The sequence below is a fragment of the Rhizobium sp. WYCCWR10014 genome (assembly GCF_001657485.1).
Taxonomy (GTDB): domain Bacteria; phylum Pseudomonadota; class Alphaproteobacteria; order Rhizobiales; family Rhizobiaceae; genus Rhizobium.
Genome location: NZ_LXFU01000049.1, coordinates 105,854 through 130,975, shown reverse-complemented (window position 1 = coordinate 130,975; position 25,122 = coordinate 105,854). Strand labels below are relative to the sequence as shown.

General features: G+C 60.4%; 22 protein-coding genes and 3 tRNA genes. 19 read left to right on the top strand and 6 right to left on the bottom strand.

The window, feature by feature from the left end; genetic code table 11:
• Positions 1 to 137: 137 nt before the first annotated feature.
• On the bottom strand, positions 138 to 1,973 hold the full coding sequence (gene phaC, locus A6U98_RS28310; protein WP_245304584.1) for a class I poly(R)-hydroxyalkanoic acid synthase: 1,836 nt from the start codon (positions 1,971 to 1,973) through the stop codon (positions 138 to 140).
• Positions 1,974 to 2,123: 150 nt separating this feature from the next.
• Here phaC and A6U98_RS28305 point away from each other — a divergent pair, with 150 nt between their 5' ends.
• The 5 genes from A6U98_RS28305 to recJ all read left to right on the top strand — a co-directional run bounded on the left by A6U98_RS28305 (position 2,124) and on the right by recJ (position 7,652).
• The gene (locus tag A6U98_RS28305) at positions 2,124 to 2,537 is read left to right on the top strand and encodes an SHOCT domain-containing protein (RefSeq protein ID WP_064654266.1); all 414 of its coding nucleotides are present in this window, start codon (positions 2,124 to 2,126) and stop codon (positions 2,535 to 2,537) included.
• A 221-nt stretch (positions 2,538 to 2,758) separates the two neighbouring features.
• On the top strand, positions 2,759 to 3,976 hold the full coding sequence (locus A6U98_RS28300) for an LL-diaminopimelate aminotransferase (protein WP_018445590.1): 1,218 nt from the start codon (positions 2,759 to 2,761) through the stop codon (positions 3,974 to 3,976).
• Between the two features lie 61 nt (positions 3,977 to 4,037).
• Positions 4,038 to 5,363, top strand: a complete 1,326-nt coding sequence (locus A6U98_RS28295) for a homoserine dehydrogenase (RefSeq protein WP_064654265.1) — start codon at positions 4,038 to 4,040, stop codon at positions 5,361 to 5,363.
• Between the two features lie 160 nt (positions 5,364 to 5,523).
• Complete coding sequence (locus A6U98_RS28290; RefSeq protein ID WP_064654264.1) at positions 5,524 to 5,769, top strand: hypothetical protein; 246 nt, start codon at positions 5,524 to 5,526, stop codon at positions 5,767 to 5,769.
• Positions 5,770 to 5,849: 80 nt separating this feature from the next.
• Complete coding sequence (gene recJ, locus A6U98_RS28285) at positions 5,850 to 7,652, top strand: single-stranded-DNA-specific exonuclease RecJ (RefSeq protein WP_064654263.1); 1,803 nt, start codon at positions 5,850 to 5,852, stop codon at positions 7,650 to 7,652.
• Between the two features lie 49 nt (positions 7,653 to 7,701).
• On the opposite strand, the gene A6U98_RS28280 is transcribed toward recJ, so the two are convergent.
• A tRNA-Glu gene (locus A6U98_RS28280) sits at positions 7,702 to 7,776 on the bottom strand.
• Positions 7,777 to 8,133: 357 nt separating this feature from the next.
• Here A6U98_RS28280 and A6U98_RS28275 point away from each other — a divergent pair.
• From A6U98_RS28275 to A6U98_RS28245, 7 genes are all read left to right on the top strand, one after another.
• Positions 8,134 to 9,495 carry a CapA family protein gene (locus tag A6U98_RS28275; RefSeq protein WP_064654262.1) on the top strand — a complete coding sequence of 454 codons (1,362 nt, stop codon included), beginning with the start codon at positions 8,134 to 8,136 and terminating at the stop codon, positions 9,493 to 9,495.
• Between the two features lie 100 nt (positions 9,496 to 9,595).
• The gene (locus A6U98_RS28270; protein WP_064654261.1) at positions 9,596 to 10,609 is read left to right on the top strand and encodes an ABC transporter ATP-binding protein; all 1,014 of its coding nucleotides are present in this window, start codon (positions 9,596 to 9,598) and stop codon (positions 10,607 to 10,609) included.
• Complete coding sequence (locus A6U98_RS28265; RefSeq protein WP_064654260.1) at positions 10,606 to 11,550, top strand: ABC transporter ATP-binding protein; 945 nt, start codon at positions 10,606 to 10,608, stop codon at positions 11,548 to 11,550. Before A6U98_RS28270 ends, A6U98_RS28265 begins: the two co-directional genes overlap by 4 nt.
• Before the next feature lie 4 nt (positions 11,551 to 11,554).
• Positions 11,555 to 12,508, top strand: a complete 954-nt coding sequence (locus tag A6U98_RS28260) for an ABC transporter permease (RefSeq protein WP_064654259.1) — start codon at positions 11,555 to 11,557, stop codon at positions 12,506 to 12,508.
• Positions 12,505 to 13,455 (top strand): ABC transporter permease, encoded by a 951-nt coding sequence (locus A6U98_RS28255; protein WP_064654258.1) that lies wholly within the window; start codon positions 12,505 to 12,507, stop codon positions 13,453 to 13,455. The genes A6U98_RS28260 and A6U98_RS28255 overlap by 4 nt, the downstream gene beginning before the upstream one ends.
• 156 nt (positions 13,456 to 13,611) lie before the next feature.
• On the top strand, positions 13,612 to 15,177 hold the full coding sequence (locus A6U98_RS28250; RefSeq protein ID WP_245304582.1) for a peptide ABC transporter substrate-binding protein: 1,566 nt from the start codon (positions 13,612 to 13,614) through the stop codon (positions 15,175 to 15,177).
• Positions 15,178 to 15,227: 50 nt separating this feature from the next.
• Positions 15,228 to 16,211: a D-2-hydroxyacid dehydrogenase family protein gene (locus tag A6U98_RS28245; RefSeq protein ID WP_064654257.1), complete on the top strand. Its 984-nt coding sequence runs from the start codon at positions 15,228 to 15,230 to the stop codon at positions 16,209 to 16,211.
• Between the two features lie 68 nt (positions 16,212 to 16,279).
• Here the strand turns inward: A6U98_RS28245 and A6U98_RS28240 are convergent, their stop codons facing one another.
• Complete coding sequence (locus A6U98_RS28240) at positions 16,280 to 17,191, bottom strand: LysR substrate-binding domain-containing protein (protein WP_064654256.1); 912 nt, start codon at positions 17,189 to 17,191, stop codon at positions 16,280 to 16,282.
• A gap of 118 nt (positions 17,192 to 17,309) precedes the next feature.
• Between A6U98_RS28240 and A6U98_RS28235 the strand changes: the two genes are divergently transcribed.
• The 7 genes from A6U98_RS28235 to A6U98_RS37860 all read left to right on the top strand — a co-directional run bounded on the left by A6U98_RS28235 (position 17,310) and on the right by A6U98_RS37860 (position 23,437).
• Positions 17,310 to 17,513, top strand: a complete 204-nt coding sequence (locus tag A6U98_RS28235) for a rubredoxin (protein WP_064654255.1) — start codon at positions 17,310 to 17,312, stop codon at positions 17,511 to 17,513.
• 26 nt (positions 17,514 to 17,539) lie between these two features.
• Positions 17,540 to 18,751 carry an FAD-dependent oxidoreductase gene (locus A6U98_RS28230; protein WP_064654323.1) on the top strand — a complete coding sequence of 404 codons (1,212 nt, stop codon included), beginning with the start codon at positions 17,540 to 17,542 and terminating at the stop codon, positions 18,749 to 18,751.
• A gap of 52 nt (positions 18,752 to 18,803) precedes the next feature.
• Positions 18,804 to 19,544, top strand: coding sequence for a hypothetical protein (locus A6U98_RS28225; protein WP_064654254.1), 741 nt, complete (start codon positions 18,804 to 18,806; stop codon positions 19,542 to 19,544).
• Between the two features lie 36 nt (positions 19,545 to 19,580).
• Entirely contained in the window at positions 19,581 to 20,312 is a 732-nt protein-coding gene (locus tag A6U98_RS28220; RefSeq protein ID WP_064654253.1) for a transporter substrate-binding domain-containing protein, read from the top strand.
• Between the two features lie 52 nt (positions 20,313 to 20,364).
• Positions 20,365 to 22,059: a carboxylesterase family protein gene (locus A6U98_RS28215; RefSeq protein WP_064654252.1), complete on the top strand. Its 1,695-nt coding sequence runs from the start codon at positions 20,365 to 20,367 to the stop codon at positions 22,057 to 22,059.
• A 227-nt stretch (positions 22,060 to 22,286) separates the two neighbouring features.
• Entirely contained in the window at positions 22,287 to 23,225 is a 939-nt protein-coding gene (locus A6U98_RS28210; RefSeq protein WP_245304581.1) for a major royal jelly family protein, read from the top strand.
• Complete coding sequence (locus A6U98_RS37860) at positions 23,219 to 23,437, top strand: hypothetical protein (protein WP_245304580.1); 219 nt, start codon at positions 23,219 to 23,221, stop codon at positions 23,435 to 23,437. Before A6U98_RS28210 ends, A6U98_RS37860 begins: the two co-directional genes overlap by 7 nt.
• A 69-nt stretch (positions 23,438 to 23,506) precedes the next feature.
• Here A6U98_RS37860 and A6U98_RS28205 read toward each other — a convergent pair.
• From A6U98_RS28205 to A6U98_RS28195, 3 genes are all read right to left on the bottom strand, one after another.
• Positions 23,507 to 23,581 (bottom strand) — tRNA-Glu (locus A6U98_RS28205).
• A 74-nt stretch (positions 23,582 to 23,655) separates the two neighbouring features.
• Positions 23,656 to 23,730 (bottom strand) — tRNA-Glu (locus A6U98_RS28200).
• Positions 23,731 to 23,927: 197 nt separating this feature from the next.
• The gene (locus A6U98_RS28195) at positions 23,928 to 24,995 is read right to left on the bottom strand and encodes a D-Ala-D-Ala carboxypeptidase family metallohydrolase (RefSeq protein WP_064654251.1); all 1,068 of its coding nucleotides are present in this window, start codon (positions 24,993 to 24,995) and stop codon (positions 23,928 to 23,930) included.
• Between the last annotated feature and the right edge of the window lie 127 nt (positions 24,996 to 25,122).

The following is a 25,122-nucleotide window of genomic DNA, read 5'->3' as shown; positions in this document are numbered from 1 at the left end:
ACAGGCGCAAATGGGCCGAATTTAGACCACCCACGACCTCCGACTGTCTCGCAAGGATGACGAATTATGGTTTCTAATTTGTTTACGCGACGTTGCAGTTTTTCACGACGTCTCAAAAAGAGATGTGTTGGGCCTTCTCAGGCGCGCTCCATCACATAACTTCCCGGCGCTTCCTCGATCGCGTTCAACGCATCGCCGCCGGGTTTGCGGGCCGGCACGCGTCTGCCGTCATGCGTCTCGATCCAGGCCTGCCAATGCGGCCACCATGATCCCGGAGTCTCCGTCGCCTGCTCGAGCCAGGTCTCGTAGTCTCCCTTGGCGGGGCCGCCCGTCCAGAATTGATACTTCTTCCTGTCGGGCGGATTGACGACGCCAGCGATGTGTCCGGAGCCCGTCACGACGAATTCCACCTTCCCGCCGAAGAACCGGCTGCCGAGGAAGACGGACTTGGCAGGTGCGATGTGATCCTCGCGGGTGGCGAGATTATAGATCGGGATCTTGACGTCCTTCAGCGACACGGACTTGCCGTCGAGGATCATCTCGTTCTGCGTCAGCGCATTCTTGAGATAGCAATTGCGTAGGTAGAAGGCATGGTTTGCCGCTGCCATGCGGGTCGAATCGGCGTTCCAGAACAACAGGTCGAAGGGCAGGGGATCCTGGCCCTTGAGGTAGTTGTTGACGAAATAAGGCCAGATCAGCTCGGAGGCGCGCAGCATGTTGAAGGCCATCGACATCTTCGTGCCGTCGAGATAGCCGGCCGCCTGCATATGTTCTTCGAGCGATTCAAGCTGCTCCTCGTCGACGAAGACCTTGAGGTCGCCGGCATGGGTGAAGTCGACCTGGGTGGTGAAGAGTGTCGCGGTCTTGATGCGCTTGTTCTTCTCCTTGGCATGCAGCGCCAGTGTCGCGGCCAGCAGCGTGCCGCCGACACAGTAGCCGACGGCGTTGACGTCCTTCTCGCCGGTCGCCTTCTCGATTGTATCAAGCGCGAAATCGATACCCTCACGGGCATAGGCCGCCCAGTCCTTGTCGGCGTGGCGCGCATCCGGGTTGACCCAGGAGATGACGAAGACCGTCTGCCCCTGGTCGACGCACCATTTGATGAAGGATTTTTGCGGGTTGAGGTCGAGAATATAGAACTTGTTGATCCAGGGCGGGCAGATCAGAAGCGGCCGCTTCAGCACGGTTTCGGTCGATGCCTCGTACTGAATGATCTGGCAGATATCGTTCTGGGCGATCACCTTGCCTGGCGTCAGCGCCATGTCGCGGCCGACGGCGAATTTCGTCATGTCGGTCTGGCGAAGGCGAAGGTCGCCATGTCCGGCAGCGATATCCTCGGCCAGCATCTTCATCCCCCGCACCAGATTGGCGCCGCTGGTCGCGATCGTCTCGCGGTAGAGCTGCGGATTGGTGGCGATGAAGTTGGTCGGCGAAAGCGCTGCCGTGATCTGCTTCACGTAGAAGCCGGCCTTGTGTTTGGTGTGCTCGTCGAGGCCTTCGGTCTCCGACACCATCTTTTCCACCCAGTCGGTCGTCACGAAATAGACCTGGCGAAGAAAATCGAAGAACGGATTCTTCTGCCAGTCCTCGTCCGAAAAGCGCTTGTCCTTGCGGGTGTCCGGCTCGGGTGGCGTGAGATCGCCCTGCATGCGCTGCATCGAGCGCATCCAGATGCCGAAGAACGATGACATCAGCTGCGTCTGTGCCTCGAAGGTGCGGCGTGGATCGGAAATCCAGTATTCGGTGACCTTGGAAAGCGTCTTGACCATGTCGGTCATCGGATCGGCGGCGCTTTCGCTGATCTCGCCGCGTTCGCGCGGCGCAAGCCAGGCAGACGCTGCTTGTCCGAGATTTTCGAGCGCCCGGGCGAAATTCATCGCCATGGCCTCAGGATCCTTCAACAGATAGGGATCGAGATCGGTCGCGTCGAAGCCAGCCTTGCCGCCATTCTCCTGCTTGCTGTCGGTCACCATTTCCTCCGGCGGCAGCACCACTCTTTTTATCCATTCGTTGTACATCGTGATCGAACGAGAAAACAAGTTCCACCCGCATCGGCTCATGCTATTGCTTTGTGGCTGCGACAAATTTAACAGTCGAAGCAGTCAAAACTGGATTTTTGAGGCATGACGAAGAACGGCATTCGGCACATCGCAACCTTCAACCGCACCGCACTGATCTGCGCCGCGGCGGCGATGGCTCTTGCCGGATGCAATCTGACGGCGGAACAAAAAGCCGCAGCCGCCGCCAAGCGAGCGGCGCCGACCGCCGTCGTCATGCCGGCCACCAAGGGCGAGGCGGCCGAGGGCGGTCTTGCAAAATACCCGGACGGCTATCCGAATTTCGGCGCCCCGTTGACCGCCGCCAATGTCCAGATGAGCGACGAGCAGGCGGCCGAACTGCAGCATCAGCTGACGGCACTTGCCGCCCGGCGCAAGGCAGGCGCGATCTCGGAAGCCGAATATCAGGCCAGGGTCGCCGAAATGCGGCGTCTCGCCGCCGAGCACGGCACCGATACGCTGTCCGAAATCTCCAAATAGACCTTGCCTTTCAGGCAATTTGGACGCAAAGCCTTCGGCAAGGATCGGAAGATACAATTTTCCCGATAAAGCGCGTTACGCGGCCTTTCCGTCAAAGATTCGCCGCGTCGCTTGGGTCTGATGAATACGGCGTTGCGATTCTGAAGTTCGTGTCGCAGCCGCCGGGAGACGGAACGAACTTCGACTGCGGCCCGAAATGCCGCCTTTCCATGGGGAATGAGATGGAAGAGTTTCACAAAGTCCGACGTTTGCCGCCTTATGTTTTCGAACAGGTCAACCGTTTGAAGGCAAGCGCGCGAGCGGGCGGCGCCGATATCATCGATCTCGGCATGGGAAACCCCGACCTTCCCACTCCCCAGTCGATCGTCGACAAGCTGTGCGAGGTCGTGCAGGATCCGCGCACGCACCGTTATTCCTCTTCCAAAGGCATTCCGGGCCTGCGGCGCGCCCAGGCCGCCTATTATGCCCGCCGTTTCGGCGTCAAGCTCAATCCGGATACCCAGGTGGTCGCCACCTTGGGCTCCAAGGAGGGCTTCGCCAACATGGCGCAGGCAATCACTGCGCCTGGCGACGTGATCCTTTGCCCGAACCCTACCTATCCGATCCACGCCTTCGGCTTCCTGATGGCGGGCGGCGTGATCCGCTCCATGTCGGTGGAGCCGGATGCGAGCTTCTTCGAACCGCTGGAACGTGCCGTCCGGCATTCTATCCCGAAGCCCTTGGCACTGATCCTTAACTATCCCTCGAACCCGACGGCCTTTGTCGCGACGCTCGATTTCTACAAGGACGTCATCGCCTTCGCCAAGAAGCACGACATCATCGTGCTCTCCGACCTTGCCTATTCGGAAATCTACTTCGATGGCGCCCCGCCGCCGTCGGTTCTCGAAGTGCCGGGCGCAATGGACGTGACCGTCGAGTTCACCTCGATGTCGAAGACCTTCTCCATGCCCGGCTGGCGAATGGGCTTTGCCGTCGGAAACGAGCGGCTGATCGCGGCGCTCACCCGCGTCAAGTCCTATCTCGACTACGGCGCCTTCACGCCGATCCAGGTGGCGGCGACGCATGCGCTGAACGGCGATGGTTCCGACATTGCGGAAGTCCGCAACGTCTATAAACGTCGACGCGACGTCATGGTCGAAAGCTTCGGCAAGGCCGGATTCGACGTGCCGCCGCCGGCTGCGACGATGTTCGCCTGGGCGAAGATCCCGGAAAAATTCCGTCATCTCGGTTCGCTGGAATTCTCCAAGCTGCTGGTCGAGAAGGCCGACGTCGCCGTTGCCCCGGGCATCGGCTTCGGCGAGATGGGCGACGACTACGTCCGTCTGGCACTTGTCGAGAACGAACACCGCATCCGCCAGGCTGCGCGCAACATCAAAAAGTTCATGTCGACGGCAGACGAGACGATGCACAACGTCATCTCGCTGAACGCACACCGCTAATCCAACCGTTGGGCAGCCGCGTCAAGCGGCTGCCGCCACACAGACATTTCAGGATCGATCCATGGCAGATGCCCTCAAAATCGGCATTGCGGGGTTGGGCACCGTTGGCGCCTCGCTTGTCCGCATCATTCAGCAGAAAAGCAACGAGCTTGCCGTCACCTGCGGGCGTCCGATCACCATCACGGCGGTCTCCGCGCGTGACAAGGCGAGGGACCGCGGCATCGATCTTTCCACTGTCACCTGGTTCGACCGGCCGGAAGATCTTGCCGAAAAAGGCGATATCGACGTCTTCGTCGAGTTGATGGGCGGCGCCGAAGGGGCGGCCAACATCTCGGTGCGCGCCGCACTTCAGCGTGGTCTCCATGTGGTGACAGCCAACAAGGCGCTGCTTGCCTATCACGGCGTCGAACTTGCGACGATCGCCGAGGAGAAGGGGTCGCTGCTGAACTTCGAGGCGGCAGTCGCCGGCGGTATCCCGGTCATCAAGGCGCTGCGTGAATCGCTGACGGGCAACTCCGTCTCGCGCATCTATGGCATCATGAACGGCACCTGCAATTACATCCTGACCAAGATGGAGAAGGAGGGGCTTTCCTTCGCCGAATGCCTGAAGGAAGCGCAGCGGCTGGGTTATGCCGAGGCCGATCCGGCCTTCGATATCGAGGGCAACGACACGGCCCATAAGCTTTCCATCCTGACGACGCTCGCCTTCGGCAATCAGATCGCCGCCGACGATATCTATCTCGAGGGCATCACCAACATCTCGATCGAGGATATCCACGCTGCCGCCGAACTCGGTTATCGCATCAAGCTCTTGGGCGTTGCCCAGCGCACCGATACCGGCATCGAGCAGCGGGTGCACCCGACCATGGTGCCGGTCGATTCGGTCATCGCCCAGGTCGACGGCGTCACCAATGCGGTGGCGATCGAATCCGACGTGCTCGGCGAATTGCTGATGGTCGGCCCTGGCGCCGGCGGCAACGCCACGGCCTCGTCGGTGCTCGGCGATATCGCCGATATCGCCAAGAGCCAGCCGGGCGCCCAGCGCGTACCGGTGCTCGGCCATCCCGCAACGACGCTGGAGCCCTACCGCAAGGCGCAGATGCAGAGCCACGAGGGCGGCTATTTCATCCGCCTGACCGTGCTCGACCGCACTGGCGTCTTTGCCAGCGTCGCAACCCGTATGGCCGAAAACAACATCTCGCTGGAATCGATCGTCCAGCGCTCCAAGCAGCACCTGGCGCCATCGCACCACCAGACGATCATTCTCGTCACCCATGCGACGATGGAAGAGTCGGTGCGCAAGGCAGTCGCCTCGATCAAGTCGGAAGGCTATCTCTTCGGCGAGCCGCAGGTGATTCGCATCGAGCGACCGAAAGAGGAAGGCTGAGCCTTTTTCTCGTCCCGGAGGACCGTCGCGCCGCCCTGTCCCTGCAGGGCGGTTTTTTTGTTATCTATTCAACCTTTCGTTACGGAAGTCTATATTAACAGATACCGAAATATTGATATAACTAAACCTAAGATGGTGAGTCGTCTGGGTGGAGAATTTCATGAGCAAGGACAGCCACGCCGGGAAGGGGTATGGCTACCCGAGCAATGTGCCGCCGAACCATCCTGACTTACCTGAGGAAATCCTCAAGCCGGCCTACCGTGAAATTCCTCAAGAGGTCTCTGATGAGGCTGATGACGAGGAAAACACCGAAGGCCGTAACTGGGCCATTCTGCTGACGCTGTTTTCGTTCCTGCTGGTGCAGTTCGCCGGCATCGCCATGATCATCTGGGCGGTGTTTTGGTAAAAACCCGTGTCTGCAAATCCATCGCTATGTTATCTCCGCTGCTCCTGTAGAAAGAGCAGATGAAGTCAGCGGAGTGTGGCATGGCAGATCTCGTCGATCCGGTACAGCGCGCGTTTCTCGGCGTGGAGAAATCCGCGCTCGACAATCGCTGGGTGGCGCGGCTCGACCAGGCAGGGCAGAACCGCGCGCTGGCCATGTCGCAGATCCACGGACTGCCGGATCTGATCGCCCGAGTGCTCGCCGGGCGCGGCGTGACGGTGGACGAGGCGATCGAATTCCTCGATCCGACGATCCGCAGCCTGATGCCCGATCCCCATAAGCTGACCGATTGCGAAAAGGCCGCAACTCGCCTCCTGCGCGCCATTGAGCGTGGCGAGAGCGTCGCGATCTTCGGCGACTACGACGTCGACGGCGCCGCCTCCTCGGCACTGATGTTCCGCTTTCTCAGCCATTTCGGCGTCAGGGCGACCATCTATATTCCTGACCGCGTCTTCGAAGGTTACGGCCCGAATCCGGCGGCGATCAACCAGTTGATCGATAACGGCGCTCAGCTGATCGTCACCGTCGATTGCGGCTCCACCAGCCACGAGGCGCTGGCCGCCGCTGCCGCGCGCAATATCGATGTCGTCGTCATCGATCACCACCAGGTGACACACGAGCTGCCGCGCTGCCATGCGCTGGTCAACCCGAACCGCGAGGACGATCTCTCGGGGCAGGGGCATCTTTGCGCGGCCGGCGTCGTCTTCATGGTGCTGGTCGCGACGCTCCGGCTGCTGCGTGCGGCCGGCAACAAGCGCATCCTGGCGATCGACCTGCTGCAGTGGCTGGATATCGTGGCACTTGCGACGGTCTGCGATGTCGTGCCGCTGAAAGGCCTCAACCGCGCCTATGTCGTGAAGGGGCTGGTCGCTGCCCGCCACCAGAGCAATGCCGGACTGGCAGCACTGTTCCGCAAGGCGGGGCTAGCCGGCCCTGTGACGCCCTATCATTTCGGCTTCCTGATCGGCCCGCGCATCAATGCCGGCGGGCGGATCGGCGATGCGGCACTCGGAAGCCGCCTGCTGACGCTTGATGACGCCGGCGAGGCGGAGGTGATCGCGCAGCGCCTCGACGAGCTCAACCGCGAGCGTCAGGCGATGGAGGCGATCATGCTGCAGGAGGCGGAAGCTGAAGCGCTTGCCGAATATGGCGACGGCGAGGGCGCCTCCGTCATCGTCACCGCCCATGAGAAATGGCATCCCGGTATCGTCGGGCTGATCGCGGCGCGCCTGAAGGAAAAATTCAAACGGCCCGCTTTCGCGATCGCCTTCGATCCCTCCGGCCGCGGGACCGGCTCGGGCCGCTCCATCAACGGCTTCGATATGGGCAGGATGGTCCGGGCTGCGGTCGACGAGGGGCTGCTCGTCAAGGGCGGCGGCCACGCCATGGCCGCGGGTCTGACGGTCGAGCGCACCGATCTCGGCAGGCTGAGGACCTTCTTCACCGAGAAGGCCGAGAGGACGGTGGCCAGCCTCGTTGCCAACGAAACGCTGAAGATCGACGGCGCGATCGGCGCAAGCGGCGCCACCCTCGAACTCATCGACCGCCTGGAGGCCGCCGGGCCTTATGGTTCGGGCCACGCACAGCCGCTCTTTGCCGTGCCGGCGCATAGGGTGCGAGACGCCCGCCTGGTCGGCGAGAAACATGTGAAGGTGACGCTGGAGGCCATGGACGGATCGCGGCTCGACGGCATCGCCTTCCGCGCCGCCGATACGCCGCTTGGCAATCTTCTCATCAATTCACGCGGTGCCAGCCTGCATGTCGCCGGTTCGCTCGGTGCCGACCACTACCAGGGCGCACGCCGCATCCAGCTGCGCGTCTGCGATGCTGCGCCGGCGAAATAGAGCAGTCGCGCAAGAGCGCTGGCGATGGGAAGTGCCAAGGGAGAGAAAGTGGTACGCCCTAGGGGAGTCGAACCCCTCTTCCCAGAATGAAAATCTGGTGTCCTAACCGATAGACGAAGGGCGCTTCCTTCGTGGTGGCGCCCTTATAGTCAGCACCTTCAAAGGCCGCAAGCGCCAAGGCGCGAAAAAATCATCGTTTTCGCCGATTTATTTCGGCTGTGGAAAATCGAGCGAGCTGCTTACCGCCGACGGGCGGCACAGCTGGGCAACGACGTGCGTCGATGCACCGGGAGATATGCCGAAACGGCATTTCTGAAAGGCAATCGACGAAACTAGTGATAGCTGCCCGGAGTGCTATGTTCGATATGCGACGGGAGTGAGAAATGTCGCGTTGGGAGATTTTCAAGCTCACGAATACGAGAACGGCAGTCGGACGAACGCAGGCTCTCTGTGCCGGCGTCTCGTCGGCTCAGGAGGTTTTATGGTGTCGACACGGAACTGGAAAGTGGCGTTGGCGGGCGAGTGCATGGTGTGTCGCCCATTTGCCATGCACGACGAGCCTCAATTTACCGAGGTTTGGGACGTCCTTAAGGACGCAGACGTCACTTACGGTCATTTGGAAATGAATTTCGCCGACTACGACGAGCTCAAGTGGCCGGCCCGAGGCCAAGGCATCGGAAGTTTCATGATGGCGGACCCCGAGATTGCCAAGGATCTCAAATGGGCCGGCTTTGATATCATGTCCACCGCGCATAACCACAGTTTCGATTTCGGAGCCGAAGGTCTGATCGCGACCAAGAAGCACATGAAGGCCGCGGGCATCGTCACAGCCGGCACCGGCGCGGATCTCGAGCTCGCCAGCGAGCCGGGCTACGTCGACAAGAAAAAAGGACGTATCGCACTCGTCTCGACAAGTTCCGGCAATCAGCATTTCATGTGGGCGGGCATGCCGAAGGGCGCGCTACGCGGCCGCCCTGGCGTCAATCCCCAACGCCTCACCTTTGAATTCATGGTGGACGAGCAGACCGCGAGGAATCTCAAGGACTTTGGCGAGAAGTTCAATTTCATGAAGAAGCCGAAGCATGGCCGCGAGGGGTCTTTCGGCGTTCAAATTCCCGGCGCCCAGCAATGGGGCGATCCCGAATCCTTCTTCGCGGGCGACCGCTGCGAAGTCATCAGTCGCTGCCACAAACGTGACCTCGAACGCAACCTTCGTTCCGTCCACGAGGCGCGCTCCATGGCAGACCTGGTGATCGTCGCGCATCATTTCAGCGTCTCGGATGGTCCGCGAGGCGATACGCCGCCTGGCTTCGTCAAGGAGTTCGCTCACGCGGTCATCGACGGCGGCGCCGATATCTACATCGGCCACGGCTGGCATCGGACATTGGGCATCGAGATCTACAATGGCAGACCGATATTCTACGGCATTGGTAACTTCTTCGCTCAATCCGAGTTCATCCAGCGCGTTCCCTATGACAGCTACGACGCTTGGGGACATGACGTCGACCGTCTCTCAATGCTGACGCCCGCCGCCCATCCGCTTCATCCCGGCCTCGATACGCCCACCGACACTTGGTGGAGTTCCGCGGTAATCAAGCTCGATATGGAAGGGGAGAGGCTGAAACGCATTCTGCTCCATCCGGTCGAAATGGGGCGTGACACCTCGCCTGATGTCAAACAGACCCGGCGCACCGGCAAGGGCGACCATCACAATACCGAAGGGCGGCCGATGGTTGCCAAGGGAGAGGATGCCGTGCGCATCATCGATCGCTATCGTCGCTTGTCTGAACCGTTCGGAACAAAGATCGACATCAGAAGCGGCGTCGGCGTTATCGAGCTGTAACGAGAATGCGCCTGCTGCGGTGGAGGCCGCGGCGGGCAACACATGCGAATAGAAGAACTGTGCCTGTTAGCTGGCCAGACATTCGAAAGGGAGGTGACGAATGCTGCATGTCAACGGCGCTGTCGTTGGTGACGGAGCTGCGTCGACCGCCGAAAGCTCCACGCCCTTGCTGGACGTCCAGGATCTGAAAGTCTCCTTTCCAGGTCCGCACGGCGCTGTCGAGATCGTGCGAGGTCTGAGCTACAGTATCGCGCGCGGCAAAACCTTGGGAATCGTCGGCGAAAGTGGTTGCGGTAAGACGATGACGTCGCTTGCTCTTCTCGGGCTTGTTGCCGGCGGCGGCAGGGTCGACGGCATCATCGATTTCAATGGCCGGGATCTGACAAAGTTTACCCAGCGCCAATGGCAGCAGGTCCGCGGCCGCGAGATCGCGATGATCTTTCAGGAGCCGATGACTGCCATGAACCCGGTAATGCCGGTCGGACGGCAGATCGCCGAGGTTCTCGTCAAGCATGAGAAGCTCCGCAAGGGCGCAGCGCATGGCCGCGCGGTCGATCTGCTTGCGCAGGTCGGAATCCCGTCACCGGCTCGACGCGCGGAAGACTATCCGCATCAACTCTCCGGCGGCATGCGGCAGCGTGCGATGATCGCGATGGCGCTGGCCTGTCGTCCGCAGTTGCTGATAGCCGATGAGCCGACGACTGCGCTCGACGTCACGATCCAGGCGCAGATCCTCGACCTTATGTTGACGCTGCAGGACGACGCCCAGATGTCGATCCAGTTCATCAGCCACAACCTTGCTGTGATATCGGAGATCGCCGACTCCATCATGGTGATGTACGCCGGCACGGCCGTTGAATATGCGCCTGCCGACGAGCTCTTCGCCAATCCGCTTCATCCCTACACCCAGGGACTGATTCAGACGCTTCCGGATCCCGACAAGCGGGTAGAGCGTCTCTACGTGATACCGGGAAGGGTTACCTCGGACATAGCGGCTGGTTGCCGTTTCGCCCGACGCTGTCCTTTTGCAGACGACGGCTGCCGGCAGCTCGAACCGGAGCTTCTCGAAGTCGCGCCCGGCCATAAGGTCGCCTGCCACAAGGTTAAGCCATGACCGAACTCCTGAACCTCGAGCATATCAACGTCGATATTCCGATCGGTGGCGGTTTTCTAAAACCAGCGGTCTGGCTGCAAGCGGTCAATGACGTATCGCTGAGCGTCTTGAAGGGTGAAACACTCGCGCTTGTCGGCGAAAGCGGCAGCGGCAAGTCGACGCTTGGATATGTCGTCGCCGGATTGCGCAAGCAGACCGCCGGGACCGTAACGTTCAACAGCGCCAGGCCGGGCGGCGAAGGACACACGCCGGTGCAAGTCATCTTCCAGGACCCGTTTTCCGCACTCGATCCGCGGATGGTGGTCGGAGAGATCGTTGCGGAACCGCTGAGGCTGAAGGGCTTCCCGGCCGACAAGCGGCAAGCCAGGGCAGTCGAAGTCTTGGGGCAGGTCGGCCTGCCGCCGGAAGCGGCGCGTCGCTATCCTCATCAGTTCTCCGGCGGCCAGCGCCAAAGGATTGCGATCGCGCGTGCTCTGATCGCCGAACCGGAAATGATCGTCGCCGACGAGCCGCTTTCCGCCCTTGATGTCTCGATCCAGAGCCAGGTGCTCAACCTGCTCGATGACATCAAGAAGCAGCATGGCATCAGCTATCTGTTCATCAGCCACGATCTCGGCGTCGTGCGGCACCTCGCGGACCGCGTCGCCGTCCTCTATCTCGGGCGGTTGATGGAGGTGGCGGCCTCCGAGGATCTCTTCCAGACCCCCAGCCATCCCTATACCCAAGCCCTGCTGGCCGCCGTTCCACGCATCGGCCGGGGGCGACGAAAGAAGGAACAGATCCTTCGGGGCGAAATCCCTTCGCCCTTGGCCCCACCCTCCGGCTGCGTGTTTCACACCCGTTGCCCAAAGGCGCACGACATCTGCAAAAGCGAAAGACCCGCGCTTCTGCCCGCACCTGGGCGGCCCACGCAACTTTCAGCCTGTCATTTCAAGGATTGAGCCGATGTTGAGATATACGATTTCACGTCTCCTCCAGGCAGTCCTCGTCACTCTTCTGATGTCACTTCTGCTGTTCGTCCTGATCGGCCTGATGCCTGGCGATCCTGTCGAGACCATGCTGGAGGGCAATCCATCGCTGACGCCGGAGACGATGGCGCAGATGCGGGCGCTCTACGGAATGGATCAGCCGCTTTTTGCCCGCTATGGTCACTGGCTTTACTCGGCGTTTCATGGCGACCTCGGCTATTCCAGCGTCTACTTCAAGCCGGTCCTGGACGTGCTCTGGCCCGCCGTGATTCAGACCGCAAAGCTTCTCGTCGCGACTGAAATCATCAGTATTCCGCTTGCGATGCTTCTCGGTGCGCTGGCTGCCCGCAAGCCGGGCGGATGGACCGACAACGTGATCAGTCTCATCGCCTTCGCCAGCATTTCGCTGCCCGGGTTCTGGACCTCGCTCATTCTGATCATCGTATTCTCGGTCAAGCTCGGCTGGCTTCCGGCGAGCGGCACGCCCTTGATGAGCGACGCTCCGGTCGGCGAACAGATCGTCCATATGATCCTGCCGGTGGTCGTCCTGACATTCTTCCATGTCGGCCCGCTGGTGCGATATGTGAGAGCGTCGATGATCGAGACGCTCAATTCGGACTTTGTGCGGACAGCGCGGGCCAAGGGGCTTTCGGAAACGGCTGTCGTCATGCGTCACGCACTCCGCAACGCTCTGATCCCGATGGTGACGGTGCTTGCCCTCGGCTTCGGCTCGCTCTTCTCAGGGGCGCTCGTCGTGGAGACGATCTTCGGCATGCTTGGCATGGGCAAAGTCATCTACGACGCGATCAGCAACATCGACTTCAATCTGGCGCTCGTCGGCCTTCTGCTGGCGACCATCGTCACCCTGTTTTCAAGCCTTCTTGCCGACCTCGCCTATGCATGGCTTGACCCGAGGATTACCCTGAAATGAGCATCGTCACCGCAGATACGGCGCCGGTGGGCGCCAACTCGAACTCGGTCTGGAGCAAGCGCTGGCAGCGCTTCCGGGACAACAAGCTCGCGATGATCTCGCTGGTTTTCGTGATCCTTCTCATGCTTTCCTGCGCGATGGCCGGGCCCATCGCCTATCTGACGGGAATAGACGCCAACGCCACTAATCTCCTGCGCCGGTTCAAGCCGCCGTCAGCGCAGCACTGGCTCGGCACCGACGACCTTGGCCGCGACGTACTGCTGCGGCTCCTCTATGGCGGCCAGGTATCCATTGCCGTCGGTTTGCTCGCCACCTTCATTACCGGGATCATCGGCATCGGGATCGGCGTCACAGCAGGCTATATCGGCGGCAGGTTCGACAACGTGCTGATGCGGATGACGGATTGCATCATCGCCCTGCCGCTCATCCCCGTCCTGATCGTCCTGGGCGCCGTCGATCTGACGAAACTTGGCCTCAGCCAGACTGCGGCGACGTCGCCTGCCGCCGTCTTCTTGAGGATTGTCATCATCATCGCTCTCGTCGACTGGACGACGATCGCCAGAATAGCGAGGGCAGGCACCATCACGTTACGCGACGTCGATTACGTTAGGGCAGCAACCGTCAGCGGCGCCAAGGGTCGATATAACGTTTTCGTCCACGTTTTGCCGAACATCGCCACCCCTCTGATCGTCGCGATGACCTTGTCGGTCGGCCGCATCATCCTGTTCGAATCCACGCTGAGCTTCCTTGGCTTTGGCATCGTTCCGCCGACGCCGACATGGGGGAACATGCTGACCAATGCACAGCAGCTCATCATCTCGGCCCCGATGCTTGCCGTCTATCCGGGACTGCTGATCTTCACCACCGTAATGGCCGTCAATTTCGTCGGCGATGGCGTTCGCTCGGCCTTCGATCCTCGCTCGGAGACGAGCAAGGGATCGCACTGAAGAAAACAAAAACAAAGTCTGATGGAGGACAAAATGACATCTGCAGGGAAGAGACTAAAATCGCTCGTCACCGTGGCACTCGCCACGGCTGCGCTGACCTCGCTGTCGAGTGCCAGCGCTATGGCTCAGGCATAGGATCAACTGGTCGTCGGACAGTTGCAGTTCCTGACGAATTTTCATCCGCTGGTTCAAGTCAACAATACCAAGCGCCTCGTCATCAACTATTCCCTCCGACCGATAACGGCATTCGACGAGAACGTCGTTAATCACTGCATCCTTTGCGAAACGCTGCCGACGATCGACAACGGTCTTGCCAAGATCGTCGATCTTCCCGATGGCAAGAAGGGAATGAAGGTCACGTTCAAGCTCAGGGAGGGGCTTGTCTGGGGAGACGGCGTCCCGGTTACCTCGAAGGACATCGAGTTCACCTGGAAAATGGCGCGCGATCCCAAGATCGGCTTCTCCAACTACAATTCCTGGACGCGGGCCTCCGCGCTGGAGATCGTCGACGAGCGAACCGTCGTGTTGACGATCCCGCAGATCATTTCGAGCTATAATTCCTGGGACCAGGTCATTCCGGAGCATCTGGAAGGTCCGGTCTATGCGGCCAATCCAACGCTCGACGCCTATGTCAAGCAATCGCTCTACAATCTGCAGCCGACCAATCCCGGCCTTTGGAACGGCTCGTTCCTGCTCAGCGACTATCAAATCGGAACACGCATGGTGTTCACGCCCAATCCGAAGTGGCCGGGAGACAAGCCCCATCTGCAGCGGATAATCCTGAGCTATCGCGACAATTCGTCCTCGTTGCTTCAGAATCTGCTCGCCGGATCGGTCGATGCGGTCCCCGTCAGCCCGGGCGGAATCAGCTTTTCGCAGATGCTCGATCTCAAGAACCAGCAGCCTGACAAGTTCACCTACCATCTTGCCTACGGAACGAATGTCGAGCGCATCGCGGTCAATTTCGACAATCCGATCCTCAAGGATAAGGCGGTGCGCCAGGCCATCCTCTACGCTATCGACCGCCAAGCGATAAGCGACGAACTGTTCGGAGGACTGCAGCCCGTCGCCAACGGCATCCTGAGCAGCGAGAATGCCTATTATAACAAGGACATGACTCTCTACTCATATGACGCCGACAAGTCGAAAGAACTGCTCGAAAGCGCTGGCTGGAAAGCGGGCAATGACGGCATCTGTGTCAATGACAAAGGCGAGCGTCTTTCGCTCGAGCTTGTCTCCACTGCGGGTAACCAGACCAGAGAGCAGATTGCCCAGGTCATCCAGAGCCAGTTGAAGGATGTCTGCATCGAGATCACCAACAACTTCGTGCCCCTGCAGGAATTCAACGGTGAGATGGCGCGCAAGCGGAAGTTCAAAGCTCTGATGATGTCCTCGATCGACTTTTCTCCATCCGTTTCGCCGCGGATCGCGCTCGGATCCGACGCCATTCCGGGTCCAAAAAACAATGGCGTCGGCAACAATTTCTCGGCCTATGCGAATCCGGAGATGGACAAGGCCATATCCGAGCTCGAGGCGGCGCTCGATCCGGAGACGGCAAAGCAGAAATGGGCGGCGGTCCAGAAGATCTTTGCCGACGATCTGCCCATGTTGCCGCTCTATTTCTACCCGCGTGCCTATGTCACCGTCACCGACCTTACGAACTTCCGGCAGGGAACGCTCGACCCGTTGCAGATCTGGTCGGAGGAGTGGCAGCGACAATGAGTAGGGGAGTTTAAGCCAAGCTGTTCGACGATCATTTGCGCGGGGTCTCCATGAAACCGAACATCGCCATTCTTGACGATTATCTGGGTAATTCTCAGGAGGTCGCCGATTGGGAAGGTTTGAAATCCCGCGCAAATGTCGTCGTCTTCGACCGTCCGCTGGCACTGCCGGATGAGGCCGCGCGCGAGCTCGCCGAATTCGACATAATCTGCACTCTCCGCGAAAGGATGCCGATTCCAGGGGAATTGGTCTGCCGGCTGCCGCGGCTGAAGTACATCGTTGTCACCGGCAAGCGCTACGATACGGTGGATATCGCGACAGCCGCGAGCCGCGGCATCCTCGTCTCGAACACTCCCGTCAGCGGGGCCGGCGCCGGCGGCGTTGCCGAGCTCGTCTGGGGTCTGATCTTGTCGGCAACGAGACATATCGCTTCGGAAGATCGCAGCATGCGCAGCGGGGGCTGGCAGACCCGGGCAGGGACGACGGTGGGAGGCAAGGTCCTCGGCATTCTTGGCCTCGGCGGCCTCGGCAGGAGGGTCGCGGAGATCGGCAAGGTGTTCGGCATGGAGCTGCAGGCCTGGAGCCAGAACATGACGGCGGAGCAGGCGGAGGCAGCCGGTGCGCGTCTGGTATCGAAGCAAGAGCTTTTTGCCACCAGCGACGTCGTCACGATCCATCTGGCGTTGAGCGACCGAACGCGAGGCATCGTCGGAGCGACCGAATTGCAGGCGATGAAAAAGACCGCCTACATCATCAATACCGCCCGCGGCGCCATCGTTGACGAGCCCGCGCTTATTGCCGCGTTGCGCTCAAGATCGATTGCGGGAGCGGGGCTGGACGTCTACGAAAAAGAGCCGCTGCCCGTCGATCATCCATTCCGCAGCCTGTCGAACGTCGTGATCACCCCGCACCTTGGATATTTCACCAGGGACATGTTGGGTACCTACTACGGAGACGCCGTCCGCCTCATCGAAGCATTTTTGGATGGGCGTCCCGAGCGCGTCGTCAATATGGGTCTGGATACCGGATTCTGACGTTCCGCCGCTCTTTCAAAGAATAGCGCCTCTGCGGTTTTACCCGGAGAACATTCCAGGCAACACCTTCACGTTGGCTTGCTCCCCAGGAGATCCATGCTGAGGTCGCGCAATATACGAAAAGCCGCTTCGTGCAGCCTGTTCGACAATCGGCGAGCGGGCTGCACCAGTTGAACGGAGAGGATCAATTCGGGTCCGACAATTTTGCGCAGTTCCAATCCATGCCGCGCGTCGGGACCCTTGGATGCCAGCGTGCGGATCGACGCCACCGTGAAGCCGTAGCCATCCCTCACAAGGTCGAACATCGTATCGAGAGGGTCCAATTCAAAAACGATATTGAGCTTCTGGCCAAGCCGCGCGAGTTCGGAATCGAGTAATACCCGGGTGCTGTTGGGTCTGCAGGCGATGACCATTGGCACGTCGGCAATTGACTCCAGATGTACCGGCTTTTCATCTTTGAACGCGCCCTCGCGGCCAATGAGATAAAGGTTCTCCTCGACGAGGTCGTGGATTTCCAACATCGGGGACGATGGAGCGTCGTACATGATCGCCATGTCGAGGCGGCCGGACAGGATCCATTCCTGAAGCTGGTTCGATCGTCCGTGGACGAGCATCACCTGAGCGTCCGACAATTCCTCTCTCAGCTTGCGTATGAGCGCGGTCGCGATTGCGGTCGAGATCGTGGCAGGCAAACCTATTCCGACCTTTCCGGATTTCCCTGTTCGAGAATTCTCGATGTCCTCGTAGGTGCGCTCGATCTGCCGAAGAATGCCACGCGCATTGTCAAGCAGACGTTCGCCGGCCTCGGTGAGCTCGACGCCTCGTCCATTACGAAGCAGGAGCCGCTCCTTCAACTCCGTCTCCAGGTTTCGGACCTGTCGGCTCAGTGCGGGCTGGGCGATATGCAGGAAAGCCGATGCGCGGCTGAAGCTTCCGAGTTCCGCCACGCGGACGAAATAAGCAAGTTGCCGGATGTCCATGTCGTCTTCTCCCTGAGATATGCCGAAATGCTATGACTGATAGTATGGCAGAACATCTGGAGATACCAAAACTCTTGAGGTAGCCTCGCTCAAATTCGAGTTTGTGGGAGGAAAAACAATGGTTCCGTCCGCGGAGGTCGTCGACCGCAGCGGCTTCAAGGTGTGGCAGTGCGTCCTGTGCGCGTATGTCTACGACGAGGCGCTTGGAGATCCCGACGGCGGCGTGCCGCCGGGCACCCGCTGGGAAGACGTGCCCGATGATTGGGTTTGCCCGGAGTGCGGCGCTCGAAAAAGCGAGTTCGACATGGTGGTCGTCGGATGACCCGCGATCGTATCGCCGAACCTTTGATGTCTGATATCTTGATCATTGGTGCGTCCCATTCCGGGGTCGCTGTTGCGGCCGCATTGCGCGGCGCCAAATATGACGGCTCCATCATGCTGGTGACGCAGGAGAACGTCCTTCCCTACCATCGTCCGCCGCTCTCGAAAGAAGCGCTGTCGAAGGACGACTATACACTGACGCCGCTCCGCCCGGAGACCTTCTACGCCTCGAACCGGATCGACCTCATTCAGGCTGTAAAGATCGTCGCGTTGAATGTAGCGGAAAGTTATGCACTCTCCGAGGATGGAGCGCGCTTTCCTTACGGGCGCCTGATCCTCGCCTGTGGGGCCGAACCCCGTCGTTTGCCCACGTCTGTGGATGCCGACGGCGTCGCCCACACCCTGCGCACGCATGATGATCTGATCGGATTGAAGGCGCGCCTTGCCGGCGCAAAGTCGGTCGCGATCATCGGCGGCGGGCTGATCGGCATGGAAATCGCCGCAATGGCTTTGGCAAAGGGCCGCGACGTCACGGTCATCGAGGCCGGTTCCAGGCTGATGGAGCGGACGGTCAGCAAGTCGATCGCTAATTACGTGCTCGACCGGCATCTGAACCAGGGGCTTCATGTTCGCTTCGGTGCCGTGGTGACGACGATCGCCCGCGACGGCGGCCGGGGTATTGATCTAGTCACCTTAAGCGATGGCGAGCAGATTGAGGCCGATATCGTCGTGCTGGCGATCGGGGCGGCACCCCATGAAAACTTGGCGCGCGACGCGGGCCTTGAGGTGAACAACGGCATTCTCGTTTCCGAGATCGGGCGTTCATCGCACCCGGCCGTCTATGCCGTTGGCGATTGCTCCGCTTGGTACGATCCGGTGCTCGGACGCCACGTCCGAAACGAAGCGGTCAATCCCGGGCAGGATCAGGCGAAGATCGTTGCTGTGGCAATCACCGGGGCGTCACCGCCGCCCAAGCGTCTGCCGCGCTATTGGTCGCATCAGGCCGCCATCCAGATCCAGATGTCGGGCGAGGTGAACGGCGCCGACATGGAAGCTGTGCTGAACGCACCGGCCAGCGGCGCGTTTTCGGTTCTGGGCTTCAAGCGCGATCGTCTCGTTGCCGTCCAGACAATCAACGCCCCACAGCAGTTCGGCAAATTGCACGAGATGATCGGGATGGACCGGGACGCGCTTGCCGCAGCGCTCGATGTCGAGTTTCCGCCACCCCATCACCATTGAAGCGCATCACCATTGAAGCAAATCGGCGCGACGGCCCAAGGAGGATCAATCGATGCAAACTGCGTCCTACACCGAAAAAGAAGCGACCCGCTTTCGCCGCGGCCAATCCTGGAAGATCAACATGTTCGGCAAGAACTCGGACATTGCCGCCCCCGATCCACAGGCCTTCCGGCTCGATTTGAACGCTCATCAAAAGCTCGACTCGCATTTCCACATCGTCGACCAGTTCCAGGTCTTCATCGCCGGGAGCGGCACGATCGGCCGCGACGAAGTGCGTCTCGTTACCGTGCATTACGCCGACCATCACACCGGCTATGGCCCGCTGATCGCCAGCGAACAGGGACTGTCATACCTGACTTTGCGCAGCAAGACCGACGCCGGGCTCGTCTACCTGACGACGCCGAACGTTCGCGAAAAGCTTAAACCCACCAAACGCCGTCATCGCACGTCGGGTGCCGTGGCGCTGTCGATAGAGCCGGTTCTCCGCAATCGCACCGAGTTGACTGTCGACACCATCATCGAGGAGCAGCCGGGTGATGATGGCATGAACTGCAAGGTTTTCCGGCTGGGGCCGACCATGGCGGCGCAGGCGCCCGATCCGAGCGGCAGCGGCGGCCAGTACCTGATCGTCCTCAACGGCAGTCTCATCCATGAAGGCCGGACCTATCATCCCTTCTCGCTGATGTTCGTGCGGTTCGACGATCCTGCGCCGACCATCACGGCTGGCGAGGATGGGCTGGAACTGATGATCACGCAGTTCCCGACCGAAGATGAGTGGATGAAATCCATCTAGTCCCGGAAGGTATGAGTTCAGCATCAGGAGAAAACCGTGAGCGATTTTGACCTTGAGGCGATCCGCAGTGAGATCGCTCCTTCCGGAACGCTGGTCTGCGCCCTCAATCACGGCAATGTCGTGCTGGTTCGGCGCGGGCCGACGGACGAGACGCCGACGGGCGTGTCGGTGGACCTCGCACGCTCGCTTGCAGAAAAACTCTCGCTCCCGATCCGCTTTCGCCATTACGACAAAGCCGGCGATGTGTCCGCAAGTGTCGGCACCGGGGAGTGGGACGTGTGTTTCCTCGCAATCGATCCGCAGCGAGCCGAGCGCATCGCCTACAGCGAACCTTATGTCCAGATAGAAGGCGCATTTCTGATACGCCGCGCTGCGGGGACATTGGGCCTGAAGGACGTGGAACGGCTGCGACTGAAAATCGGCGCCGTCAAGGGAAGTGCCTATGAACTGTTCCTCTCAAGACAGGGCGGAGCCGGCGAACTGATCCGTTTCGACAGTTTTCCGGAAGCGGTGGCGGCTTTGACGGCCGGAGATCTCGATGGTCTGGCGGGCGTGCGGCAGGCCATGTCGATCGTTGCTCGCGACAAGACCGACTTTGCAGTGATGCAGGAACCGTTCATGGCCATTCCTCAGGCCGTTGGCATCAGTGCGGATCGCCCTGCCGCAGCCGCGTTCACGCGCGCTTTCGTCAAGGAGCAGAAGGCGAGCGGTTTTGTTCGCCTGTCTCTGGTGCTGAACGGACACGCCGATGTCGTCGTGCCGCCCTGATTGGCACCGGCTGTTCCACGCGGCGATAGAGCAATCAACCTGGGAGGAAGGCATGAGAACGAGTGGGACGTTCAAGGCTGTCGTCGGCAAGAGTAGAACGGGTGCTATCGTCCTGATGGCAAGCCTGTTGCTGAGCGCGGCAAACAGTGCGGACGCGACCGATGCAGCCGCGCCAATCACGCTGGCGACTGTTACCGGAGGCCGGGTCGAGGGCGTACCGAGCGACACACCCGGCGTTACCCAGTTCCTCGGCATTCCATTCGCCGGAAATGTCGGTGGGGGAAACCGTTGGAAGCCGGCGCCGCCGGTCAAGCCATGGGATGGTGTTGTCGCGGCTGACAAGTGGGGCGACCAGATGCTCCAGAACCCAAACAGTCTCGGCCGGGCGCCGATCAGCGACAGCGGCTTGAACCTTGCGGTCTGGACCCCGGCCCACAGCACCGGCGATCGGCTGCCCGTTTATATGCTCATCCACGGCGGCGCCAATCGCCTGGGTTCGAGCGAGATGAAAGACCTCTATGCCGCGCAACTGGCCGCGAAAGGCGTGGTCGTCGTTTCCGTTCAATATCGCCTTGGAGCGATGGGCTGGCTGTCGCTGCCGGAGATGGACAAGGACAGTGGCAAGGGCCCGAAAGGCAATTTCGGGGTCCTCGATCTCGTCGATGCCCTTCATTGGATACAGAAGAACGCGGAGTCGTTTGGAGGGGATCCGAAGACCGTGACGATCGGCGGCCAGTCGGCGGGTGGCGAAAACACCGTCGCGCTCCTCCGGACGCCGCTGGCAAAGGGTCTCTTCAAGCGCGCGTTCATTCAATCGAGCTTCACCGGCTTCCTGCCGGGGAAGGTTGTCGACTTTGCCAAGAAGTCCCAGCAAAACCAGGATGCGGTCAACAAGCTCTTCGGCAAAGCGGTGACGCTTGCCGACCTTCGGGCGATCGACAGCAAGACCTGGCTGGAGAATTGGCAGGGCGGAAAGGAAACGCTCTACGGTGCAATGACAGGCGCCGTCGCGACGAACCAGTTCTATACCATCGACGACTATGTGTTCACCAAGGAGTCGGTAAACCTGCTTCAGCCGGGCGATTTCGACGGTCTGGATATTATAATCGGGCAGACGGCGGACGAATATACCGGACTGCGGCCGAACGACCTGAAAATGACCGAGGGCGAGCAGCATGAGGCGATGCTGGCGGCGATCCGACCGCACCAGGCGGGCAATGTCGACGACGCCGTCTTTCCGCTCTACCAGACGAACGACCCGGTGGAAGCCTATCGATTATCGCTGCGGATGTTGAACGACTACATGTTCGAATATGTGCGCCTCGGGGCGGAATTCGCCAAAGCCCACAGCAGCGCCAACGTCTATCTCTACTATTGGGACCACTGGCCGCCGGGCAAGGATCAGGGCTTTCGTCGCGCTTGGCATGCGGGAGACAACTGGTATTTCAACGGCTCGCTGCGCCCCGGCAATCGTGACCAGCTTCCGTGGACGGACCCGGATTTCGCGATGCGCGACATGGCCATCACCTATCTCGCAAACTTCATCAAGACTGGCGATCCGAACGGCAACAGCGTTCCGCACTGGGGGCAGGTGACCCCTCAGTCAGGCGGCCAGTTCATTCGGTTCCACGAGGGGGAAGCTGCCATGCGGACCTCGACGCTCTACCCAAGCCGTGACGCCTACCTGCGGAAAAAGATTCTGGAGGGAATCGGTATGTCGGAAAGGGATATCGCTGAAAAGCCCTGATCGCCGGCCGAGCGGCAGTGCCGATCTACAAGGATCGCAGAGCTCATAGAGGCGATCGATCCTGCCGATAAGACGGGTCCAGCCCTGAGAATTGGCGGGTCGTTCCCAGGCTACCGCGTTGTTCCAGTCGCAGCGTCCCACGCGCACGCGAGTGCGGGGCGTTTGCGCGCGGATTCGATGTCGGTCGTTTGCTTGCCGCCGTGTGATTATACCAACAGGAGGATATCATGAAAATTGGTCGTCGGAGATTTATGACTGCTGCTGCCTGCACTGCGGCTTCCGGATTGCTGCCATTGAAAGGTGTATCGGCGGCAGGAGCAGAGCTCAATCACACAGTGGCTGCAGAAATACCATGGTTCTGCAATCAAGTGGCGCTGACGGCAAAAGGAGACATGTTCTTCGGCCTGCCACGCTATCCGGATTATGATCAGACGCCCTGTCTCGCAAAACGGGGCCTGGACGGAAAACCAGCCGCCTTCCCGGGAAATGCCTGGAACGAATGGAAGCCGGGTGACGACGGTTTTGAAAGCTTCGTCTATGTCAACTCGATCCATGTCTTCAAGGACGGGACTGTCTGGGCGGTGGACCAGGGAGCACTGCGCGCAGACTCCTATCCGCCCGCGCTTTCCGAGCCTCACAAGGGCGCACAGAAGCTTGTTCAATTGGATGCGGACTCCGGCGAGGTGCTGCGGGTTCTGCGCTTCGGCGACGACATTCTGCCGAAGGGCGCGAAATTGAACGATTTGCGCGTGTTCGGCGATCATGTCTACGTCACGGACTCCGGGTTGGGCGCCTTGATCTATCATGACCTCAAGACCGGCGTTACGCTTCGCCGGATGTCTGGTTCTCCTGCAATGCAGGCAAAGGTCGAACCGAATATGCAGCAGGGGAGCCATCAGACCCCCAAGATCGACATGATCGAGGTCAGCGACGACGGGGAGTGGCTTTATGTGCGGCACCGACCGGCCCGTTCATCAAGATCAAGACCGCAGCGCTGCGCGACTCGTCGCTTTCGGATGAGGACCTCGCCGGACAGGTCGAGGAATACGCGACGATCGCACGCAGCGGCGGCTGCGCCCTTGATACGTACGGTAATCTCTATCTCTCTGAACTGGACAACAAGCGGGTGGCGGTCTTGTCACCGACCGGACAGACTGCGGTGCTGACGTCGGATGACGAGTTCATCAGTCCGGATGGATCGTTCATCAGTGTCGATCGCAAGCTCTATATTCCGGTCACGCAATCCCGCCGAACGAGGCTGTTCGGCAACAAGCAGGACATGGTGAAACGGCCCTGGAAGATCTACGTCGTCGATCTGCCCGAAACATTCGGAGGCATCAAGCTCGGCGCCTCTCTGAATGGACCGTCGCTCCCCTGATGCATATCAGAGCAGCCGAGCTCTGGTCTGGTCGAATAGAACGCCGAGAATGGCTTCTGTGACCAGAAGTGGTACGCCCTAGGGGAGTCGAACCCCTCTTTACAGAATGAGAATCTGTCGTCCTAACCGATAGACGAAGGGCGCAGGCAGCCTCGTTAAAATAGGAGCGCGCGCCGGCTTCTGCAAGTGGAAGTGTTGGCTTCTGTATGGAGAGAAAGTGGTACGCCCTAGGGGAGTCGAACCCCTCTTCCCAGAATGAAAATCTGGTGTCCTAACCGATAGACGAAGGGCGCTTCCTTCGTGGTGGCGCCCTTATAGTCAGGCGTTTTGAATCCCGCAAGCGGCAATTGCGGTTTCTTTCAAAAAAATGACAGGAAATCCGAGCGCATTCGAGAAGCCAATTATTGAAGCTGAATCAATAGGCTGTCGGTTGTTTCTTTAACGAGCTGAGGCGACGCTGCCGTAACGTAATGTGAAAATCGCGCGGCCGTCAGATCGCTCTTGCCGTCGTTATCGGTGCGCGTTTGCCGCCGCAGCCCCAGTTCCAGTCGCGGCTTTTGCCGGTATCGAGGTGGACCGAATCCGTATGGCAGTAGGTGCCGACGCCGCCGCGGTCCGGCAAGGAGCGGATATAGGCGGCGATATCCCATTTCGTCACGCCGTCGATCTGGATGTCGGCGGCCTCGCAGCTCTTGTGCATCGATTCGTCAGCACCGCCGACGAGGCGATTGTGCTCGTCGTCACGGTAGCCGGAGGTGACGATAACAGGCCGGCCGAAATGGCTTTCGACCGTCTTCATCACTTTCAACAGGTCAGGCTTGAAGCAGCCGACCTCGACCTTGTCGTTCTGGAGATGCAGCCCGTTCGGCGCGATGCGCGTCATGCCGGGCAGGGCCGCCTTGTGTAGCAGGCCGGAGAGGCTGCCGAGCAGGTTCTGCTTTGGCGCGCTGTAGAGCGCGTTCATCGTCGAGGTCGGAATGCTGCCCGTCGCCAGCGACGCCGTCTGCACGGGCGCAAGCTGCGTGCTGCTATTCTGCGAGGATTGCTGCGGCAGCACCGGCTCCGCCGGCTGTTGGGGCACGGGCGGCTGGCTGTAGACGCTGCTTCGCGCCGGTGCTGCACCTTCCACCGGCACATAGGCCTGCGGCTGAATGACGGTGGACGTGCTGTTGTTCTGCGGCGCCGGCTGGTGATCGGAAAAGATGCTCATCGCCTGCGCGTTGATCCGGGTCGACTGCAGGACGAGCCCGCCAATATTGGCAGGCGCCGCCGTTGCCGAGCCGGCGGGCGGGACGGCTGCATTCGGATCTTGTGCCACGACCTGAGGCGCGCCCTGGACGCCGGAGACGTTGACGAGCCGCGGATCGGTATAGACCGAACGTGGGGCAGGGCTTGCAGGCGCTGCCGTGGCCAGCTGCGGTGCTGCGGCCGGCACAGCCGGAACCACCGCCGCCGAATCGAGCGCCTTCTTGTCCGACGCACAGCCGGACAGCGCCAGCACCGAGGTGGCGATCAGCAAAGCGCCCGTCACGGGCATCCGCATCTGCATCTTACGCAAGCGACAGTCTCCAGTTGATGCGGAAAATAAGCGAAAAACGCTTCTCTCCCGCTTCGAGTCGCTAGAAGATTGCCTGCGGCGTGGGATCGCGGCAAGCGCCGAGGCGCCGGCCGGACCCGAAATCGAA

What these genes read in the sequence shown, in the direction of transcription:
- A6U98_RS28305 (WP_064654266.1), top strand. Translation starts at nt 2,124, where the DNA reads ATGACGAAGAACGGCATTCGGCACATCGCAACCTTCAACCGCACCGCA.
- A6U98_RS28210 (WP_245304581.1), top strand. Translation starts at nt 22,287, where the DNA reads ATGAAAATTGGTCGTCGGAGATTTATGACTGCTGCTGCCTGCACTGCG.
- recJ (WP_064654263.1), top strand. Translation starts at nt 5,850, where the DNA reads ATGGCAGATCTCGTCGATCCGGTACAGCGCGCGTTTCTCGGCGTGGAG.
- A6U98_RS28240 (WP_064654256.1), bottom strand. Translation starts at nt 17,191, where the DNA reads ATGGACATCCGGCAACTTGCTTATTTCGTCCGCGTGGCGGAACTCGGA.
- A6U98_RS28215 (WP_064654252.1), top strand. Translation starts at nt 20,365, where the DNA reads ATGAGAACGAGTGGGACGTTCAAGGCTGTCGTCGGCAAGAGTAGAACG.
- phaC (WP_245304584.1), bottom strand. Translation starts at nt 1,973, where the DNA reads ATGGTGACCGACAGCAAGCAGGAGAATGGCGGCAAGGCTGGCTTCGAC.
- A6U98_RS28290 (WP_064654264.1), top strand. Translation starts at nt 5,524, where the DNA reads ATGAGCAAGGACAGCCACGCCGGGAAGGGGTATGGCTACCCGAGCAAT.
- A6U98_RS28245 (WP_064654257.1), top strand. Translation starts at nt 15,228, where the DNA reads ATGAAACCGAACATCGCCATTCTTGACGATTATCTGGGTAATTCTCAG.
- A6U98_RS28225 (WP_064654254.1), top strand. Translation starts at nt 18,804, where the DNA reads ATGCAAACTGCGTCCTACACCGAAAAAGAAGCGACCCGCTTTCGCCGC.
- A6U98_RS28275 (WP_064654262.1), top strand. Translation starts at nt 8,134, where the DNA reads ATGGTGTCGACACGGAACTGGAAAGTGGCGTTGGCGGGCGAGTGCATG.
- A6U98_RS28300 (WP_018445590.1), top strand. Translation starts at nt 2,759, where the DNA reads ATGGAAGAGTTTCACAAAGTCCGACGTTTGCCGCCTTATGTTTTCGAA.
- A6U98_RS28255 (WP_064654258.1), top strand. Translation starts at nt 12,505, where the DNA reads ATGAGCATCGTCACCGCAGATACGGCGCCGGTGGGCGCCAACTCGAAC.
- A6U98_RS28260 (WP_064654259.1), top strand. Translation starts at nt 11,555, where the DNA reads ATGTTGAGATATACGATTTCACGTCTCCTCCAGGCAGTCCTCGTCACT.
- A6U98_RS28265 (WP_064654260.1), top strand. Translation starts at nt 10,606, where the DNA reads ATGACCGAACTCCTGAACCTCGAGCATATCAACGTCGATATTCCGATC.
- A6U98_RS28235 (WP_064654255.1), top strand. Translation starts at nt 17,310, where the DNA reads ATGGTTCCGTCCGCGGAGGTCGTCGACCGCAGCGGCTTCAAGGTGTGG.
- A6U98_RS28270 (WP_064654261.1), top strand. Translation starts at nt 9,596, where the DNA reads ATGCTGCATGTCAACGGCGCTGTCGTTGGTGACGGAGCTGCGTCGACC.
- A6U98_RS28230 (WP_064654323.1), top strand. Translation starts at nt 17,540, where the DNA reads ATGTCTGATATCTTGATCATTGGTGCGTCCCATTCCGGGGTCGCTGTT.
- A6U98_RS28295 (WP_064654265.1), top strand. Translation starts at nt 4,038, where the DNA reads ATGGCAGATGCCCTCAAAATCGGCATTGCGGGGTTGGGCACCGTTGGC.